Annotated in this window: 12 protein-coding genes and 1 pseudogene; 8 read left to right on the top strand and 5 right to left on the bottom strand. The window is 68.8% G+C overall.

All coding sequences use genetic code 11. From position 1 onward, the window contains the following. The 4 genes and pseudogenes from ACGFI8_RS44675 to ACGFI8_RS44660 form a co-directional block, all read right to left on the bottom strand. Positions 1-564, bottom strand: a pseudogene (locus ACGFI8_RS44675) (hypothetical protein); the annotation flags it as partial. A gap of 175 nt (positions 565-739) precedes the next feature. Then, positions 740-2,407 carry a CocE/NonD family hydrolase gene (locus ACGFI8_RS44670; protein ID WP_392814344.1) on the bottom strand — a complete coding sequence of 556 codons (1,668 nt, stop codon included), beginning with the start codon at positions 2,405-2,407 and terminating at the stop codon, positions 740-742. A 22-nt stretch (positions 2,408-2,429) separates the two neighbouring features. Further along, a complete protein-coding gene (locus tag ACGFI8_RS44665; RefSeq protein ID WP_392814342.1) occupies positions 2,430-5,276 on the bottom strand; it encodes a hypothetical protein in 2,847 nt (948 codons plus the stop codon). 199 nt (positions 5,277-5,475) lie between these two features. Continuing rightward, positions 5,476-6,522, bottom strand: a complete 1,047-nt coding sequence (locus tag ACGFI8_RS44660; protein ID WP_392814339.1) for a LacI family DNA-binding transcriptional regulator — start codon at positions 6,520-6,522, stop codon at positions 5,476-5,478. A 157-nt stretch (positions 6,523-6,679) separates the two neighbouring features. Here ACGFI8_RS44660 and ACGFI8_RS44655 point away from each other — a divergent pair, with 157 nt between their 5' ends. The 5 genes from ACGFI8_RS44655 (at position 6,680) to ACGFI8_RS44635 (ending at position 13,576) form a co-directional block, all read left to right on the top strand. Further along, positions 6,680-7,957 carry an ABC transporter substrate-binding protein gene (locus ACGFI8_RS44655; protein ID WP_392814337.1) on the top strand — a complete coding sequence of 426 codons (1,278 nt, stop codon included), beginning with the start codon at positions 6,680-6,682 and terminating at the stop codon, positions 7,955-7,957. A gap of 75 nt (positions 7,958-8,032) precedes the next feature. Next, positions 8,033-8,923, top strand: coding sequence for a carbohydrate ABC transporter permease (locus tag ACGFI8_RS44650; protein ID WP_392814334.1), 891 nt, complete (start codon positions 8,033-8,035; stop codon positions 8,921-8,923). Continuing rightward, positions 8,920-9,816, top strand: a complete 897-nt coding sequence (locus tag ACGFI8_RS44645; RefSeq protein ID WP_392814333.1) for a carbohydrate ABC transporter permease — start codon at positions 8,920-8,922, stop codon at positions 9,814-9,816. The genes ACGFI8_RS44650 and ACGFI8_RS44645 overlap by 4 nt, the downstream gene beginning before the upstream one ends. After that, positions 9,813-12,221, top strand: a complete 2,409-nt coding sequence (locus ACGFI8_RS44640) for a glycoside hydrolase (RefSeq protein WP_392814330.1) — start codon at positions 9,813-9,815, stop codon at positions 12,219-12,221. Before ACGFI8_RS44645 ends, ACGFI8_RS44640 begins: the two co-directional genes overlap by 4 nt. A gap of 206 nt (positions 12,222-12,427) precedes the next feature. Then, positions 12,428-13,576: an ROK family transcriptional regulator gene (locus tag ACGFI8_RS44635; RefSeq protein ID WP_392814327.1), complete on the top strand. Its 1,149-nt coding sequence runs from the start codon at positions 12,428-12,430 to the stop codon at positions 13,574-13,576. Between the two features lie 44 nt (positions 13,577-13,620). Here the strand turns inward: ACGFI8_RS44635 and ACGFI8_RS44630 are convergent, their stop codons facing one another. Next, a complete protein-coding gene (locus tag ACGFI8_RS44630; protein WP_392814325.1) occupies positions 13,621-14,952 on the bottom strand; it encodes an enolase C-terminal domain-like protein in 1,332 nt (443 codons plus the stop codon). A gap of 120 nt (positions 14,953-15,072) precedes the next feature. Here ACGFI8_RS44630 and ACGFI8_RS44625 point away from each other — a divergent pair, with 120 nt between their 5' ends. Genes ACGFI8_RS44625 through ACGFI8_RS44615 form a run of 3 tightly spaced genes read left to right on the top strand, consistent with a single transcriptional unit; the run spans position 15,073 to position 18,259 of the window. Further along, positions 15,073-16,449 (top strand): ABC transporter substrate-binding protein, encoded by a 1,377-nt coding sequence (locus tag ACGFI8_RS44625; RefSeq protein ID WP_392814322.1) that lies wholly within the window; start codon positions 15,073-15,075, stop codon positions 16,447-16,449. Continuing rightward, a complete protein-coding gene (locus ACGFI8_RS44620; protein ID WP_392814320.1) occupies positions 16,449-17,414 on the top strand; it encodes a carbohydrate ABC transporter permease in 966 nt (321 codons plus the stop codon). Before ACGFI8_RS44625 ends, ACGFI8_RS44620 begins: the two co-directional genes overlap by 1 nt. Next, entirely contained in the window at positions 17,411-18,259 is an 849-nt protein-coding gene (locus ACGFI8_RS44615; RefSeq protein WP_392814317.1) for a carbohydrate ABC transporter permease, read from the top strand. The genes ACGFI8_RS44620 and ACGFI8_RS44615 overlap by 4 nt, the downstream gene beginning before the upstream one ends. Positions 18,260-18,314 lie beyond the last annotated feature (55 nt).

The raw sequence follows: 18,314 nt of genomic DNA, 5'->3' as shown, positions 1-18,314 counted from the left end.
GAACGGCCGTGCCGCGAGGTCGGCGAGGGTTGTGTGCAGCGTCGGCCCGTCCAGCCAGGCGGGCGTTGGGAGGTTCTGGGTGTCCAGCCACAGGTTGATGTCGCCGATGATGTGGTCGCGGTGCCGGTCGAGCACGGGCCAGTCGATGTAGAAGAGGCGGCGTGTCGTGCCCGGGCCGGTGCCGGCCGGCTGGCCGAGGTTGCGTCCGGTCCCGGCGGTGATCGCGGCCTCTGCGTATCGTTTGGGCAGGTCGGCGTACCACAGGACGTGGTGTGCGACCAGGGCCGCCCCTGGTCCGGTCACGACGGTTACGGCGTCGGGGTTGGCGTCCGGCTCGGGTAGGTCGGTGAAGAAGTCGGCGAGGCTCGCCTGCGACAGGGGGGCGAAGTCCGGGTCGTCGTGCAGGGCCGCTGACGCGGTGAGTTCGAGGATGTCCGACCATGCCGCCAGGTGCTCGCGCATGTCGATCTGCTTGACCGCGAGGTCCCGGGCGGTCAGCGCATTGCCGGTCTCGGCGGCGACGCTGTCCCAGTCGACGGCGGCCGGCCCGTCGATGGCGAGCACAAGCCCCGGTCCGAGGCCGGCGACCGCTGATCGGAATCCGGTGCCTACGACTCCGGTGATGGGGTGGCATGGTTCGGCTTCGTATCCCCGAACAGGCGACATTGCGGTGCTGGCCTTTCTCGGCGTGTTGTCAAGACTGCTGTGCGTGTTGTCGAAACTGCTGTCGGAGCTGCGGTTACCGTGCGGCTGACCGGAGGATCGGAAGGACGATCCGCGACGGTCGGGCAGCGTCGTGGTAGACGGATTGGCGGGCAATGGGCATCGCGTTCGGTACGGTCGGGGCTTCGCTGCTTTCCGCGGCCGCGTCCGCGGATCCGAGATTGCGATCCCATCGGGGGAAGCAGCTCGAGGCGATCTGCACGCGCAAGCGGTGGCCGGGCAGGAACACGTGGGCGGTGGACCACAGGTCGATCACGTGCTCCGCCGTCCGGTCACTGTCAGGTGTCCGCAGGACACCATCGGTGATGTTGTGTGAGATGCCGTCGATGTCGACGTCGCACAGCCGGGCCACCCAGTCGGTGGAGCGTGCCGTGGTGTCCGCGAACAGGTGGACCGTGATGCGGCCGACGACCTCCAGGGGCGTGCGCAGCGGCTCGCTGGTGTAGACCAGGACGTCGTCGCGCTGCTCGACCAGTCGCTGATCCCGGGGCCCGGCGGGAAACTGCGGTGCCAGCAGGAGCGCACCGCCGAGCGTCGGGACCGGGTCGCCGGGATCGTGGTAGTACGTGTCCGGTGGCGAGTCTGACCGCGGTGGCGCGTCCGGTGACAGCCTGCCGCCGGCTCGCAGATACCAGGGGGCGTCGACCGCGTCGGGCGGCCAGGCTGGGAAGCGGCGCCATTCGCCGGCCCCCATCACGAACAGCAAGACCGGTGGTTCTCCCTGTTCCGTATCAGGGTCAGGTCGAAGATGCCGGTCGAGCCAGTCCAGCTCCCGCTCCAGCAGTGACCTGTCGCCGTCCAGGCCGGCGGCATCGGCGATCGGGCCGAAGTCGGTTTCGCCGATCTGGCTGGTCTGGTTGTCGTGCGACCATGGGCCGACGATCAGTGCCGCAGGCGTCCCGCCGGCGCGGGCCGAGCGGTGGTTGTCGAGGCTTCCCTGCAGGAAGGCATCGAACCAGCCCGCGACGGTCAGCGTCGGGATGGGGGCGGGCGTGGCTGACCAGTGGCCTGCCATCGGCTTCGGCAGGCCCAGGCGGCGCAGCGTCGGCGCCTCGTCGGCAGGCAGCTCCCAGTACGTGTGCCCGATCAGGCCGTCGAGGGCGGTGTTCAACGCTTCGAGCTGCCGTCGCAGCCGCGTGGAGCTGCCGGCGTACCGGCGCTGCAGAACATTGAACCCGAGGGTCAACGTCCAGTGCGTCACCAGCCCGAGCTCGTACGCGCCGCCGCGGGTGATCAGGCCGTCGTCGGGATCCGCCCACGTGAACTCGGGGACGGCGGCGCGCAGGTCGGGTGGCAGCGTGTGGATGGCTGCCCATTGGGTGTATCCGAGGTAGCTGGGTCCGTACATCGCGACCCGGCCGTCCGATCCAGGCAGCGTGGCCGCCCAGCAGACGGTGTCGTATCCGTCGGTGCCCTCATGGACGAGGGGCTCCCATCGGCCCTGCGACCCGAACCGGCCGCGGCAGTCCTGGATGACGACCAGGTAGCCACGGGCGGCGGCGCGGATCGGGTCGAGGCGGGAAAGCACACCCGCGTCCTGTCTGCCGTAGGGGGTTCGGGTCAGCAGGACCGGCCACGGGCCGTCGCCGGCCGGCCGATAGGTGTCGGCGCGCAGGACGGTGCCGTCGCGCATCGTCGCCTCGAGCCCGGATTCGATGGTGACTTCGAGTGGCTTGATGTTCACGACGGCACCTCCTGTCGCACGGTCAGCTGATGGTCAGGTCGTCGAGGTAGCCGCGGTAGCCGCCGGTGGTGTTGGGGTGGTCGTAGCCGACCAGGATCCGGCTGATCTGTTTGTTGGCGTTGTTGGCGGCCAGGTTGACGGTGACGTGGTTCCACGTGTCGAGCGTCAAGCGACCGCATTGGTAGGCCGGGTGGAGGCGATTGCCGGCCTGGTCCACGGCGCCGGAGTCCCTCAGGGTGCTGCCGTCGGTGAAGACCAGATCGATCGCCACACACGTGCTGTTGTTGGAGCCGGCGGGCACCCAGGTGCTGGTGGCGTTGCTCTGGGGGTAGATCCAGTAACTGAGGGTCTTGCTGGTGCCGATCGCCAGCGGGCTACCGCTGAGGTCGTAGAACTTCATGTAGGCGTACACGTTGCTGCCGCCCTGCCCGGACCCGGAGAACATCAGGGACCTGCTGCCGGCGTGCGTCGTTTCGCCGGTGCGGATCCCGGACTCGGGGCCGGTCACCCCGCAGCAGATCCCGGTGACGTTCGACCGGCCGCCGCCGGTGGTGTCCACCGTGTCCGACCAGGTCAGGGGCGTGTCGCTGGACTCGAAGCCGGAGCCGAAGGTGCCGGTCGCACCCGACTGCAGCGGCTGGGTCAACTGAGTCTGGATCGTCGCGAGCGGTGTCCCGGCCGGGGCCAGGTGCAGGGTGTCGCCGGCCGAGGTGGCGATAGTGATCTTCGAGCCGGACACGGATCCGGTGTCGGTGCCGTTGCGGTAGACCTGGACGCTGCCCTGCCAGGGATTGGTGAAGGTGAGACTGCCGCCGCTCTGGCTGACGACGCGGATGTACTGCACCGCGTTGGCGGCTTTGCTGCTGGAGATCAGGAAGTTGCCGTAGGCGAGCAGATCGCCGAACTTCGCGTCCGTGTTCGCCGGCCAGTTCGCGAACACCTTGATGTCGCCCTGGAACGACTGCAGCAGCATCTCGTCCAGGCCGGAGGTGGTGACGTTGATGTTCTCGATGCCGCCACCGTTGTGATGGATGTGCATGTTGGGGTAGGCGTAGGTGGTCGCCTCGGTGCGCAGGTTGGACAGGATTGTCGACGGGTTGTAGCCGACCCGGGCGGCGGCCGCGTAGAAGGTGGCCGGCGCGTTGCCGCCGTGCCACGCATTGCCGAGCTGGCCGATCGTATTGCGCGCGTTCTGCAGGTCAGTGGCGGAGCTGTTGAGGCCGACCAGCCCGCCCGGGTAGATGAACTGCGCGGCGATGTCGTTGCCGTCGTCGATGAAGTCGCTGCCCACCTCGGTCTCCCGCACGACGGTCTGTCCGTTGCGGGTGAACGTCGCGGGCCTGCTGAGGCGCGACAGGATGTTCTGCCAGGTGGCGCGGGTGCCGGAGTCGACGTTCAGTGCGGTGCTCATGTCGATGAGGCCCTGGAACAGCAGGCTCACCAGGCCCAGCGACATGCTGCTGTTGGTCTGCGGGTAGGACTGGTCCTCGTGCGGGGCATCGTTGGTGATGACATACCGGTTGTTGGCCGCGTCCCAGGTCAGGTAGTTCTGCCAGAACAGGCCCACCTGCTTGAGCCACGGGTAGACGGTGTTGGCGTAGGCGGTGTCACGGGTGTGTTCGAAGCGCATCACCATGTCGCTGGCGAGGTTGGCCGCGTTGGACTTCTGGTTGTGCAGGTTCATGTCCGCGCTGGTGCCCTTGGGTGAGATGCCCACGGGGTAGAGCACGCCGGTGAATCCGTTCTGCGTCGCCAGCGTCTGGCCGGCGGACTGCCAGTCCAGCACCGGCTGGTCGTAGGCGGCCATCTGCGCGATGTGATTGGTGGACAGGGCCGCATAGAACGGGGTCTGGTAGTTGTAGTTGGTGTGGTAGTCACCGTTCCAGTTCATGGCTCCGGTGATCCAGTTGCCCCACAGCCCGGGCGCGAACTTGCCGGCCCGTGAGACGCAGGCGAGCAGGTACAGCGAGCCGTACCAGCTCTTCTCCACGGCCTTGTCGGGGATCTCGACGTAGGACTGCGACCAGTAGCCCTGCCACCAGGAACGGTGCGAGGCCTTTTGGTTGTCCACGTCCTGCTGGGTGAGGCCGGTGACCAGGGCATCGGCGCTCGACTGCCAGGATGTGCTGTCGATGCTGGAGACGATCCCGGCCACCAGCGTGGACGTGGTACCAGGCTGCATGGTCAGGGTGATCTTGTTGCCGGAGATCGACTGGGTCTGGCCGATGGTGCGTGCCGCGATCCGGGCGCGCGGATCGCTGCCGGTCCCGGTGTCGGCGACCACGTCGGCGTCGAGGTTGTTGCCGGTGGTGGTGACGGCCGGGCTGCCGCCGGAGCCGTTTTGCAGCGTGACGCCGATGCTCTGCGCGCTGCCGCCGCTCAGTGTGAACGATGTGACCAACAGGCCCCGGTTCGCGTCCACCCAGCTGGTCGTGCTCAGTGTCTGACCGCCCAGCGTGTAGGTGCCGCGGACCTCGGCGCGTGCGATGTCCTGGACCACGTTGTAGGACGAGCCGGTCATCCCGGCGGCGGTGACCACGACCCGGCCGAGCGGCTTGATCGCGTGGCTGGAGCCGGAGAAGAAGTCGTTCTTGCCGATGTACATCGTCTGGTTCGCGATCGACCCGCCGATCGCGACGCCGATGTCGCCGTTGCCCAGCAGTGGCGCGTCGACCGTCCCACCACCGCTGAGCACGGTGGGCGGGCTGGTCCAGACGCCGGTGTACTGCTGGGCGATACGCCAGGCCTGGTTGGCGGTGACCGAGTCGGCCATGGCCGGGCGGGCCAGGATGGTGCTCAGCAGGGCGCATGCCAGCGCCGCGACGGCGCCGATGCTGACGGCCCGTCTGGGCAGGGGCGGGAGCTTCATGGATGGACCTCTCATCGAGAAGCAGCGGTGGGCGGCGCTCGTGAGAGATTTCGTCCATGCTCGGCAGTGTGAACGTGCTGAGTCGGGGGGACGCGGATCAACCCCTCACGCGATCACGTTATTCGGCAGCCGCCGAATCGCCGCCGAATAACGTTATCTCGAAAGAGTGGGGGTGCCTCGCAGTTCTGTCAAGACCTTGTCACGCCGTCGTAGCCGCCGGGACCGGCACCTCGCCGGAGCCGCGGACGGTCAGCGTGACGGGGACGATGACGGTCTGCACGGGCCGGGACGGATCGGCGATGCGGGCGCGCAGCAGCTCGACCGCGGTGTGGCCGATCCGTGCGGTGTCCTGGGCGATCACCGTCAGCGCGGGCTGGAGCAGGTCGGCGAGCGGGACATCGTCGAAGGCCACGATCGCCAGCCGCGAGGCCGCCTGCGGCCCCAGCCGGCGCAGCACCGCGATGGTGGTGTCCACGTTGCCGGTGACCAGCGCGGTCGCCGGATCGGCGGCGTCCAGTGCGGTGTCCAGGGCCGCGGCGACCCGCTCGGCGGTGATGTCGCCGGGGTGGACCAGGCCGTTCACGGGCTGTCCGTGGGCGACCAGGGCGGCACGGAAGGCGGCGGCGCGCTCGCGGCCGGAAAAGACCTGTTCGCTGTCGCCGATGTAGGCGATGCGGCGGTGTCCGTGCTGGTGCAGATGGTGGAAGGCCATGCCGATGCCCGAGGCGTTGTCGGCCATGACGCAGTCCACCGACAGCCCGCTCATCGGCCGGTCCATGGACACCACCGGCATGCCCGCCTCCAGCTCGGGCTCCAGGTAGCCGTGGCTTTCGCCGAACGGCTCGACGATGATGCCGTCGAGCCGTTGCCGGCACATCGAGACCAGGATGTCGCGTTCGCGGGACTCGTCGAAGTCCGTGGAGGAGGCCAGCAGGGTCAGCCCCGCGGCGCGGGCGGTCTGTTCGATGGCGGCCAGGGCCGGGTTGGCCTCGGCGATGCGCCGTACGGCCGCGCCGATCGTGCCGGCGACACCGGTGCGCAGCTGGCGGGCCCGCTCGTCCGGGCGGAAGCGCAGCGCCCTGATCGCCGCCTCGACCTTGGCGACGTACTCGGGCCCCACCGTCGGGTCGTTGTTGACCACCCGTGACACGGTGCGCAGGGCCACCCCGGCCTCGCGTGCGACGTCGACCATGGTCGGCCGCTTGGCCCGGCCCCCGCTTCCGTTCCCGTCCCGCGCAGGGCTCATCCGCGTTCTCCTCGTCGTGTTACGGCGTCGTTATCAGATCGCTTCTTGACACATTCCCGCGATCCGGGCCTATCCTCGCCGGATAACGTTATCCCATCGTCGTCCCGGCGCCCAACCGTCTCATCGGCCCGGGCCACATCCTCCGTTGGAGGCTCACATGCGGCACAATCGTCTGCTCGCGGCCTGCCTTGCCGCCGGGCTCGTTCTGATCGCCGGGTGCTCTGCTGCGTCGCCCGACGGCGCAAAGGACGGGTCCACAACGCTCACCTACCTCACCTTCGAAACACCCAGCCTGACCGCGTCATTCTGGGACACGTCCATCGCCAACGCCCAGAAGCAGGTTCCGGGCGTGACCGTCAAGAAACTGGTCGCCCCGAGCACCGACCGTGACTCCTACGCCAAGCAGCTGCAGGCCTCCGGGCAGTTTCCCGACCTTCTGCAGTCGATCACCCCGTCGACGTTCGTCCAGGCCGGCCTGCTCAAGCCGTACGAGCAAAGTTGGGTGGACGCCAACTTCCTGCTGCCCAAGGGCAACGCCTACAAGGGCAACGTCTACATCCCGCCGACCAACTCGCAGATCATCCCGATGGTCTTCTACAACAAGACCCTGTTCGCCAAGGCCGGCATCAGCGAGCCGCCCAAGACCTGGGCGGACTTCCTGGCCGACTGCGCCAAGCTCAAGGCGGCCGGCATCACCCCCCTCGAACTCGGCGGTGGTGACCCGTTCGCGGCGTCGATGCCGTTGACCGGCATCCTGTCGGCCGACGTGCTGGGCAAGAACCCGAACTGGCTGCAGGACCGCTACGCGCACAAGGTCAAGTTCGCCGACGCCGACGTCCAGACCGCGGTGGCCAAGTACCGGACGCTTGCCAAGAACGGATACTTCGAGGACGGCGCGCTCGGCGTCAAGTACGCCGACTCGATCACGAACTTCACCTCCGGCAAGGCGGCCATGTACATGATGGGCAGCTGGTTCCTGGGCTCGGTGCCCAAGGACCACGCCGACGACTTCGGCGCGTTCATGACGCCCACCGACGATGGCTCCCTGGTCGTGCCGTTCGCGGTCGGCGGCTCGATGGCGATCAGCGCCAAGACCGCCGCCCCGGACAAGGCGACGGCGTTCGCCCAGGTCTGGTCGCTGGACCCGGCCAACTACAAGGCCCTCATCGAGGGCGACGGCGCCTTCCCGATGCTCAAGGGCAAGACCCTCGCCGACTACAACGTCGACGTCACCCAGGTGTTCAAGGACTCCTACGCCTACGTCCAGAACCAGAACACCAAGGTCTCGGCGTTCGGCTGGGCGACCAACGACGATTCGATGCCCTCCGGCCTGAACAACGCCTACTACGCGGCCAGCCAGGCGCTCTACAACTCCGACGACATCGCCGGCGAGATGGCCAAACTCGACGCCGCCTGGGACAAAGCGACCAAGTGACCCTCGATGCCGGCGCCGGGCCGACCGTGGCCCGGCGCCGTCTCGTCTCTCATCGACCTTTGCCAAGGACACGTCATGACCTTTCGCGTCCGCCGTCACCGCGGCGATACCGCTCTCGGTGCCCTCGCCGTCCTGGCCCTCGGCCTGTACGCGCTGTTCATCATCGTCCCGGTGATCATGAGCGCCTGGAAGAGCCTGACCAACGAGAACCCATTGCTGGCCCAGGCCAGCTTCGTCGGGGTGGCCAACTACACCGACATGATCGATGACGACGCTCTGGCCGCCAGCCTCGCCTTCACCCTGGTCATGGCCGGCGCGGTGACGATCGCCGCCAACGCCGCCGGGATCGGGTTCGCGCTGCTGCTGAACAAGACGTCGCTGAGCTTCCGGATCATGCGCACCGTCGCCTTCCTCCCGCAGGTGCTGTCCGGGGTCATCGTCGGCTTCGTCTGGCACTACATCCTGGCTCAGGACGGCATCCTCAACCAGTTACTCGTCGGCGCGGGGATCATCGGCGCGCCGATCACCTGGCTGGGCAGCCCGCGGCTGGCGATGTTCTCCGTCGGCCTGGTCGCCGCGTGGGTGCTGACCGGGTTCACCACCGTCGTGCACCTGGCCGCGCTGCAGTCGGTCCCGGTCGAGATGTACCAGGCCGCCATGGTCGACGGCGCCGGACCCTGGCAGCGGTTCCGGCGCATCACGCTGCCGATGGTGGCGCCGGGCACCACGATCAGCGTCACCATCTCGCTGATCACGATGCTGAAGCTCTACGACATCATCGCCGCCCTGACGTCCGGCGGCCCGGCCGACTCCACGCAGTCCACCGCCCTGTACATCGTCAGGCTCGCCTTCACCGACGACCGGTTCGGCTACGCCTCGGCCGTCGCCATGCTGCTCCTGTTCGTCTCGGCCGTCATCGCGCTGTCGGTAACCGGCCTGCTGCGCCGCCGGGAGGTGGACCTGTGACCGCCCCGACGTCGACGTGGCAGCGCCGGACCGGCAAGCCGATCGCCCCCGTACCGGACGGTGGCCGCCGGCCCTGGGCCGCCCGCGGACACCTCGCCGCCGTCGCACTGCTGACCCTGGCCTTCGTCAGCCCGATCTACCTCACGATCGTCAACGCCTTCAAGACCCAGGACCAGATCATCCGCAACCCGTCGGCGCCGCCCGCGCCGCCGACGACGCAGAACCTCAGCGACGCGCTGGCCCGATCCGACAAGATCATCCAAATCGGCCTGACCAACTCCGCGGTCACCGTCGTCGCCTCGCTGCTGCTGGTCATCCCGCTCGGTGCAGCGTTCAGCTTCTGGCTGACCCGCAAGCCGGCCCGCTTCCGGCGCATCATCCTGGCCGTCTTCGCCGCCGGCCTGATGATTCCGCCCGCGGTGGTGCTGCTACCCACCATCAGGATCCTGACGTTCCTGCATCTGGACCACACCTATGCCGGCCTGATCCTTGCCAACGTCGGCGGCGGGTACCTGTCCTTCGCCGTCTTCGTCTACTCCGGTTTCCTGCGCTCGGTTCCCCGCGAGATCGTGGAGGCGGCGGCCATGGACGGCGCCGGGATGCTGCGCATCTGGTGGACGATCGTCATGCCGCTGCTGCGCCCCGCCACCGCGACCGTCGCGATCTTCCTGTCGCTGTGGATCTGGAACGACTTCATGAATCCGCAGTTCATTCTCGGTCCGCTGCACGGACAGACCATCACCACCGGGCTCTATCTGTCACTCGGCCAGTACTCCACCAACTACGCCCAGCTGTTCGGCGTGATGTTCCTGGCGGCCGTCATCCCCGTTGCCGGTTACCTCGCCGTACAGAAGCAGTTCATCGCCGGACTCACCACAGGAGCCACCAAGTGACCGCTGAAGCGGCCGGCATCGAGGAAATCCTCGTGCTGCACCACAGCCACCTCGACGTCGGTTACACCCATTCCCAGCCGATCCTGTGGCGGCTGCAGGCCGAGTACATCTCCCAGGCCCTGGACTGGTTGGAGCAGACCGCAGACCTGCCCGAAGACTGCCGGCCGAAATGGACGTGCGAGGCGACCGAGCCGGTCCGGCGCTGGCTGGCCGACGCCTCCCCGGACCAGATCGTGCGGTTCAGGAACCTGTGCGACCAGGGCCGCATCGGGCTGTCCGCGCTGCGCTGGCACGTCAGCGCCCTGATCGACCGGCCGGGGATCCGGCGCCTGCTGGCCGGCAAGCGCGAGCTGGAAGACGTCGTCGGCCGGCCGATCGCGGTCGCCTGCCAGCACGACGTCAACGGCGTCCCGTGGCCGATCGCCGACGAACTGCTCGACGCGGGCGTCGACCTGTTCGTCATGGCGATCAACCGGCACCTCGGCCAGCCCGCGGCACCCCGGCCCGGGTTGTTCGCCTGGCAGGCGCCGTCCGGGCGACGGCTCCGCGTGTTCAACGGCAGCCACTACACCATGTTCGACCAGCTCCTCAACGCCTGGGACGACTCGGTGGACCGGATGGCGGACGGCTGGAACGCCTTCCACGAGCGACTGACCCGGACCGGCTACCGGCTGCCGTTCGTCTACCTCACCTCGACCTGCTCCCCGATCATGTGGGACAACGCGCCGCCGAACCCATACCTGCCCGGCCTGATCCGCCGCTGGAACGACGAGCGACGCGGCCCCCGGATCCGGTACGCGACCTTCGACGACCTCAGAGAGCGGATCCTCCGCATACCCGACGAGGACGTCGCCACCCTTCGCGGCGACTGGACCGACTACTGGAACTTCGGCGCCGCCAGCACACCGACGGCCACCGCCGTCAACCAGCAATCCAAACCACTGCTCGCCGCCGCGGAGGCGCTGAAGGCCGACCCGGCCCTCATCGCCGAGGCGGCCGAGCACGTCGACCTGTTCGACGAGCACACCTGGAGCCACTGGAACACCGAACCGGACAACCCCCAGGCCACGGCAATCGAGACGATGAAGCAGGCCGGCGCCCACCAGGGCCATGAGCTGGCCGCGTTCGCCGTCATGGACGCGCTCGAACGCCTGGCCGGCAACCCGGTCGCGGACAAGCGGATCGCCGGTGTGCTGGTGTGCAACCCCACCGAACACCCCCGCACGGTCACCCTCGACCTTCCCGGCGCCTGGTTCGTCGCGCCGACCCCGTCCAACGAGCGAACCTATCGGGCCAGCCGGATGGCGTACGAGAACCGGCCCTGGCGGACACCGGCCCCGGACGAACCGCGCCGGGTGTCCGGACCGATCGATCTCGCACCTCGAGCCTGGCAGATCATCGGCATCAACGACCTGCCCGAGCCCGTCTTTCCCGACCAGCCGGTGCACGAGATCATTGCGCGGCACAAGTCGGCTCGCGAGCTGAACTTCGCCGCCGCCGTCGACCGTGTCGCCGCCACCGGCCGCATCAGATCGCCGTTCCACGAACTGACCTACGATCCCGACTCCGGGCGGATCATCGCCCTGGTGGATCGCGCCACCGGTCGCACCGTCCTGCGCCCCAGGCCGGGGATGGATCTGATGTCGTTCATCCGGGAACGGCCCGACCCACTCGTCGATGACAGCAGGCGCGCCTTCTATCAGCGCAACCTCGACCTGGAGATGCTCGACGAGTCGTGCTGGCGGCCGTGGACGCCGATGCGTGAACCCGCCGAACGGGTGCTCAGCTGCACCGTGGAGGAACGACCCGGACGCGTCAGCCTGGTACGCCGTTTCGCCGCGCCGGGCACCAGGAGCCTTGTCCAGCGCCTCAGCCTCGACGCGAACGACCCCGTCATCCACATCGGCATCGACATCGACCTCGCCGGGGACGCTTCCCCCACCGGCATCTACTTCGCCCTGCCGCTGGCGATGGAAGCGGGGTGGCAGGCCGCGTTCGACACGGCCGGCCACGTCGTGACGCTCGACGACGATCAGCTGCCCGGCGCATCCCGCGGCTGGGTGACGGTCCAGTCGGCGGCGGCATTGTGGGACGGGCATGGTGCGGTGGCGCTGCTCACGCCCGACGCGCCACTGGTCCAGATCGGCGGGTTCCACTTCGGACCGCCGCCGGACGCCATCGAACGCAGCGCTGATCCGCTGCTGCTGAGCTGGGTCGCGAACAACTACTGGGACACCAACTTCCCGCAAGTCCAGAACGAACGCGTCAAGCTCCGCTACGGGCTGCTGACCCTCGCCCGGCCCGACATGGCCGAGATCGCGGCACACGCCGCGAAGGTGCGAAGCCCCGCGCTCACCTGGCCGGTGACAACCGGTGGGCGTGGACCGTCCGCCGGCAAGCTGTAAGGCACGGCCGCCCGGTCAGGAACCAGCCCCACAGGAAGGGCATGGCCGGGGCGTGGTTGCGTCCGGCGATCCTTGCGCCGACGATGTCGACAGCCATCGGATGCTAAGCTAAATCGATTTGATGGAGGAATTCGCGCAACATCGGCCGTCATGGGAGCACAGTGGACAAGCGGTTGCCGACCAGGCGTGGCACCAACCTGCCACGGATGGGCGACTTCAACGAGTCGGTGGTGCTCGACGCCATCCGCCGGGTGCCGGCCGGGCTGAGCCGTGTGGAGCTCGTCGAGGCCACCGGCCTGTCCGCACAGACCGTGTCGAACATTTGCCGGCGCCTGTTGAACACCGGCCTGGCCCGTGAGGCCGGCACCCGCAGCTCGGGCAGCGGCCAGCCGCGGCGGCTGCTCCAGGTCAACCCGGACGCGCGGTACGCCGTCGGCGTCCACCTCGATCCGGCGGTGGTCACCTTCGTGGTGCTCGATCTGCTGGGCAAGGTGGTGGCGCGTGCGCAGCGGCCCACGCCCGAGGCGGCAGACCCGGACCACACGTTGATCGAGATGAGCGAGTCGATCAATGCGCTCGTGCGCGATTCCGGGGTACCGCGGGAGAAGATCCTGGGGGTGGGCATCGCCGCGCCGGGACCGGTGGACGTGACGTCCGGGCTGGTCATCGCGCCCCCTGAGCTCACCGGCTGGGGCCGGGTCCGGCTACGCGACTACCTGGCGGAGACCACCGGGCTGCCGGTCCTGCTGGACAAGGACGTGATCGCCGCGGCCGTCGCCGAGCGTTGGGCCGGTGCGGCCACCAACACGGGCAACTTCCTGTTCTTCTACCTGGGCACCGGCTCAGGCATGGGGTTGGTCGTGGACGACGTGGTGCTGCGCGGCTTCTCCGGCAACGCCGGCGAGGTCGGCGGGCTCTACGCCGCCTGCACCACCAACGCCCTGGTCGCCGAGGCGATCGAGCACGGGGTGCTGGGTCCGGAGTTCAAGCCGGTCGGCCCGCGTGACGCGGAGCAGAGCCTGCGGCACCTGTGCCGGCACGCTTCGGCCGGCAACGTGACGGCCGGCGAGATCATCGATCGCTGGGCGGTCCGGGTGGGGCGGGGGGTGAGCGCCGCCGCCACGCTGGTGGACGCGGAGATGATCGTGTTCGGTGGGCCGATCTGGCCGCTGCTGGCGGACCGGTTCATGGCCATCATCCCGGGCATCGTGGAGAGTTCCCCGTTCGTGGAGCGAATCCACCCGACCGCCGTCACCACGACCGGGCTGGGCATCGACGTCGGTGCGATCGGCGCCGCCTGCCTGGTACTCGACCAGATCCTGTCGGTCCAGCCGCAGTCGCTGCTGCTGGGCTGACCGACGCGGCGGCCGGTGCCGTCCGGCCGCCGCTCGGAACATGGTCAGGGCCGGTGCGCGGCGCCGTCGGTGCCGCGCAACAGGGCCCAGCGGTCGTGGTGCAGCGGTGGGGGCGGCGGGTACCGGCGAGCCGCGGTCTCGTCGAAGTCCACCCCGAGGCCCGGCGTTTCGGCCGGGTAGAGGCTGCCCCGTTCCGGCACCGGCGCCCCGGGGAAGACCTCCAGCGTGGCGTCGCGGAACCGGGCCGCCTCCTGAATGCCGAAGGCCGGCGTGGAGACGTCGAGCGCGACATTGGCCGCCTGGGCCACCGGGCTGACGTCGCCCGGTCCGTGCGGCGCGGTACGCACCCCGAACAGCTCGCACGCGGCGACCAGCTTGCGGGTCGGGGTCAGCCCCCCCAGGGTCGGTATCCGCACACGCGCGAAGTCGATGGCCCGCTGCTCCAGCAGGGGCAGGTATCGGCTCACCTCGTCATAGAGCTCCCCGACCGCCAGCGGGACCGGGCCGGCGGCCCGCAGCTGGCCGAAGTACGCGCTGTCCTCCGGCGTGAGCGCATCCTCGAGGAAGTACAGCCCCGCGTCGGCGAGAGCAGCGACCAGGTGCCGGGCCTGCGCGGGGGTGAGCCGCTCGTGTACGTCGTGCAACAGCTCCACCCCGTCGCCGACCCGGCGCCGCACCTCGACGAGCACCGGTGGGACATGGCGCAGGTAGGCGGGGGAGTCCCAGGTGCCGCGCCGGTCCGCCCGGCGACGGGCCTGCGTGGCACCCGCGGGCGCGGCACCGTAGGTGTCCACGCCCGGCACCGCCACCTGGACGCGCACGTGCCGGTAACCCGCCTCGACCGCGGCGTCCACCTTGTCCGCGATCTCCCCGGGATCCGCGCCGTCGACGTGGGTGTACGCCTCGGCGCCGTGCCGTGCCCGGCCGCCCAGCAGCGAGTACAGCGGCATCCCGGCGGCCTTGGCCTTGATGTCCCACAGCGCGACGTCGATGGCGCCCAGGGCGTTGTTGGCGATCGAACCGCCCCGCCAGTAGCCGCTGTTCTGCAGCAGGCGGTGGATGTCCTCGATGTCGCCGGCGTCCCGGCCACGAACCAGCGGGCCCAGGTACTCGTCCAGCACGGCGCGCACGGCCAGGGTGCGCTGCGGGTCGCTGGCGCAACCCAGTCCGTACAGCCCCGGCTGGTCCGTCTCGACGCGGACGATGAGGTACGGGCAGCCCTGCGGCGCGCACAGAAAGGTCCGTACCCGGGTGATCCGGGCGGCCCTGGCCGGCGCCGTCCACGGCGCGGCCGCCAGCACGTCAGGCGACGGGTCGTCGCGTGCCGGGACGTCGACCTGCGCGGAGCCGGGTCCGCCGGAGTCCAGTGAGTGCATCGCTGTGTCCACCTCTTCGCAGCTGTGACGTGGTTGACACAGTACATCAATTCGATTTAGCTTCTCTGGATTAAGTGGCGCATGTCGATGGCGCCCCGGACGCGAAGGGTCGGCACCGTGATGACACATGAACGACGGGCGTGGCGGCCGGCGCTGGCCGTCCTGGTGGCGCTGGCACTCGGCGCCACCACCACCGCCTGCGGCGGTGACTCGGACGGCAGCTCGTCCGGCAAGACACTGGTGATGTGGACCTTCAAACAGTCCCACGTCAAGGCGCTGCAGCAAGTCGCGGAGGGATTCACCAAGGAGACGGGCATCTCGGTCAAGGTCGAGGCGTACGGACCGGACGACGCGTACGTGACCAAGGTGCAGGCGGCCGCGCAGACCAAGAACCTGCCCGACCTCTTCGAGGTGCACACCAACGGGGACGACCTCGCCTTCGGCGCCGCCGGATTGCTCACCGACCTGGCCAAGGACGTCGACGACGCCTGGCTGAACAACTACCTGCCGCAGGTCCGGCAGGACGGCGGCGTCACCGACGAGTACTACAAGAAGTCGCTGGCGCAGGACGCCAAGACCAAGGGCATCCAGCTGGGCCAGCGGTTCAGCGTCCCGCTCACGGTCGGCACGTTCGGCATCGTCTACGCCAACAAGCAGCGGCTCGCCGACGCCGGCATCACCGCCGCCCCGACCACGTGGGAGGACTTCATCGCCGACCTGGAGAAGGTGAAGGCGAAGCATCCGGCCAACGGCGGGGTCACCATCGGATTCAAGGCCCCCACCACCGGGCTGGAGTGGTTCATGCAGCCCATGGCGTACGGGATGCTCGGCCCCGACCGCTTCCACGCCCTGTGGGGCAAGGACAAGTCCAGCAACTTCTCCTCCCCGGCGGGAGCCCAGGTGCTGGAGACCTACGGCCAGGTCACCCCGTACTGGATGCCAGGCACGCAGAGCCTGGACATCGACGCGGCGGACCTGGCCTTCGCCCAGGGCAAGTCGACGTTCGACATCGGCGGCACGTTCACCCTGGCGTTCCTGGCGCAGAACGGGTTCGACGCCGGCAACGTGGTGACGTTCCCGGTGCCCGCACCGGCGGGCGGCGCCGTCAAGAACCTGAGCCTGGCGCCGTTCACCCTGACCGGCATGTCGGTGTCGTCGACGACCAAGAACCGGGCCGGTGCCATCCAGTGGCTCAAATACCTGGCCAAGGCGGACGTGTCGGCCACGTTCGCCAAGGAGGCGCTGGACATCCCGCCGACGGACCTCGGCGCCGACCCGGCCGCCGCGGTCGGCCCGGCGCTGGGCGCCATGATCAAGGCGTTCGGGTCCGGCCCCTCGGCGTACAACCCGGGTGACACCTCCTACCGGCCCAACGCGTACGACGGGACCCCCGTCGCCTCGACCCTGATGGACTACACCCCACTGAAGAAGAAGAGCGCCGCGGAGACCGGCGCGGAGATGACCAAACAGATCGACTCCTACTGGACCAAGCAGTAATGGCTGTATCGACGATCGCGAAGGGCCCGTCGCCGACCCGGCGGGCCCCGAGCCGCCGCAAGACGAGGTACCGCCCCTCGGAAGTGGCCTGGGGCGCCGCCTTCGTGGCGCCGGCGGTCATCCTGTTCGCGGTGATGGGCGCCTACACCATCGGATACGGGTTCTCGCTCAGCTTCGCCACCTGGAACGGCTTCACGCCGAACTGGCACTGGGTCGGCCTGAAGAACTACTCCGACCTGCTGTGGGACGATCCCAGGTACGCGCCGATCGTGCACCAGGCCGCGCTCAACACGATGTGGGTGATGATCGCGGTTCCCGTGCTGACCGTCCTGGTCAGCTTCCCGCTGGCCGTGCTGCTCAACTCGGTGCGGCGGTTGAAGACCCTGCTGCGCTCGGTGTACTTCCTGCCCCAGGTGACCAGCGGCATCGCCGTGTACTTCGCGTGGATGTACGTGCTGCAACCGGACGGCGCGGTCAACCTGCTGCTGCGCTCGCTCGGGCTGGGCAGTCTCCAACAGCCGCAGGGCTTCCTGGGCAACCCGTCGACCGCGCTGCCGACCCTCATCGTGATCACCGTGTGGTCGTCGGTTCCGGTGTCCATGATGCTGTACCTGGCCGGCCTCCAGGCCGTGGACCCGACGCTCGTCGAGGCGGCACGTGTCGACGGCGCCGGTTCGTGGCACATCACCCGCCACGTCGTGTGGCCGCTGCTGAGGCCGATCACGGCGATCATCGTCCTGCTCGCCGTGCGGGACTCGCTGCAGGGGTTCCAGACCTTCCTCGTCATGACGAACGGCGGCCCCGGCAACCACACCAACGTCCTCGGCCTCGAGACGTACCGGCTGGCCTTCCTGTCCCAGCTCGGTCCGACCCTCGGTTTGTCCAGTGCGCTGGGCTGGATGCTGTTCGCCGCAGCGGTGCTCCTCGCCGCGATCAACCTTCGAGCCATGCGGAGGCTCACGTGAGCGCCGAGACCGTGCGTCGGTCGCTGCCCACCGTGCTGGCCCGCATCGCCGTCGGTCTGCTGCTGTTGCTGTACGCGGCGATCAGCCTGTACCCGTTCCTGTGGATGGTGTCCGCCGCGTTCAAGGACCAGGTCGAGGTGGTGGCCGGCGGGAACCTGATCCCGCACCGCCCGACCCTGCACACCCTCGCCGAGACCTGGAACGAGCTGCACTTCTTCGACTATTTCCTGAACAGCCTGAAGGTCACCGGGCTGACCGTGCTGCTGGTGCTGGTGATCTACTCGGCGGCCGGGTACGCGTTCTCGGTGCTGCGGTTCCCGGGGCGCAAGGCGCTGTACCGGCTGTTCATGGTGCTGCTGTTCGTGCCCGGGGTGACCGTGCTGCTGCCCGTCGTACTGCTGGAGAACAAGCTGGGGCTGCTGGGCAGCCATTGGGGGCTGATCCTGCCCTTCGTGAACGGCTCGGCACCGCTGTCCATCCTCATGATGACCAACGCGTTCGACGTCATCCCCGGTGAACTGCGCGAGGCGGCACGCGTCGACGGCGCCGGCGAACTGCGCATCTTCGCCACCATCTATCTACCGCTGTCGCGACCGGTCCTGATCACCATCGCCGTCCTCACCGCGCTCCCGACCTGGAACGAGTACCTGCTCACGCGGGTCTCACTCAACGACCCCGGCACGTACACCCTGCCCATCGCGCTGCAGAACCTGCAGTCCAGCGCCGTGCAGCACTACAACGTCCTGATGGCCGGCGCGCTGATCGTGGTGATACCGGTGATCATCCTGTTCGTCGCGGCGCAACGGTACTTCGTCAACGGCCTGATGGGCGCGGTGAAAGCATGAGATCGGACGATCCCGGAGGCAACCCGTGACAACCCGCAGGCGTCCCCGAAGCAAG

The sequence above is a fragment of the Dactylosporangium sp. NPDC048998 genome (genome assembly GCF_043197855.1).
GTDB lineage: Bacteria > Actinomycetota > Actinomycetes > Mycobacteriales > Micromonosporaceae > Dactylosporangium.
Note: the sequence above shows the minus strand (reverse complement) of the source record. Positions and strands in the feature narration are given on the sequence as shown.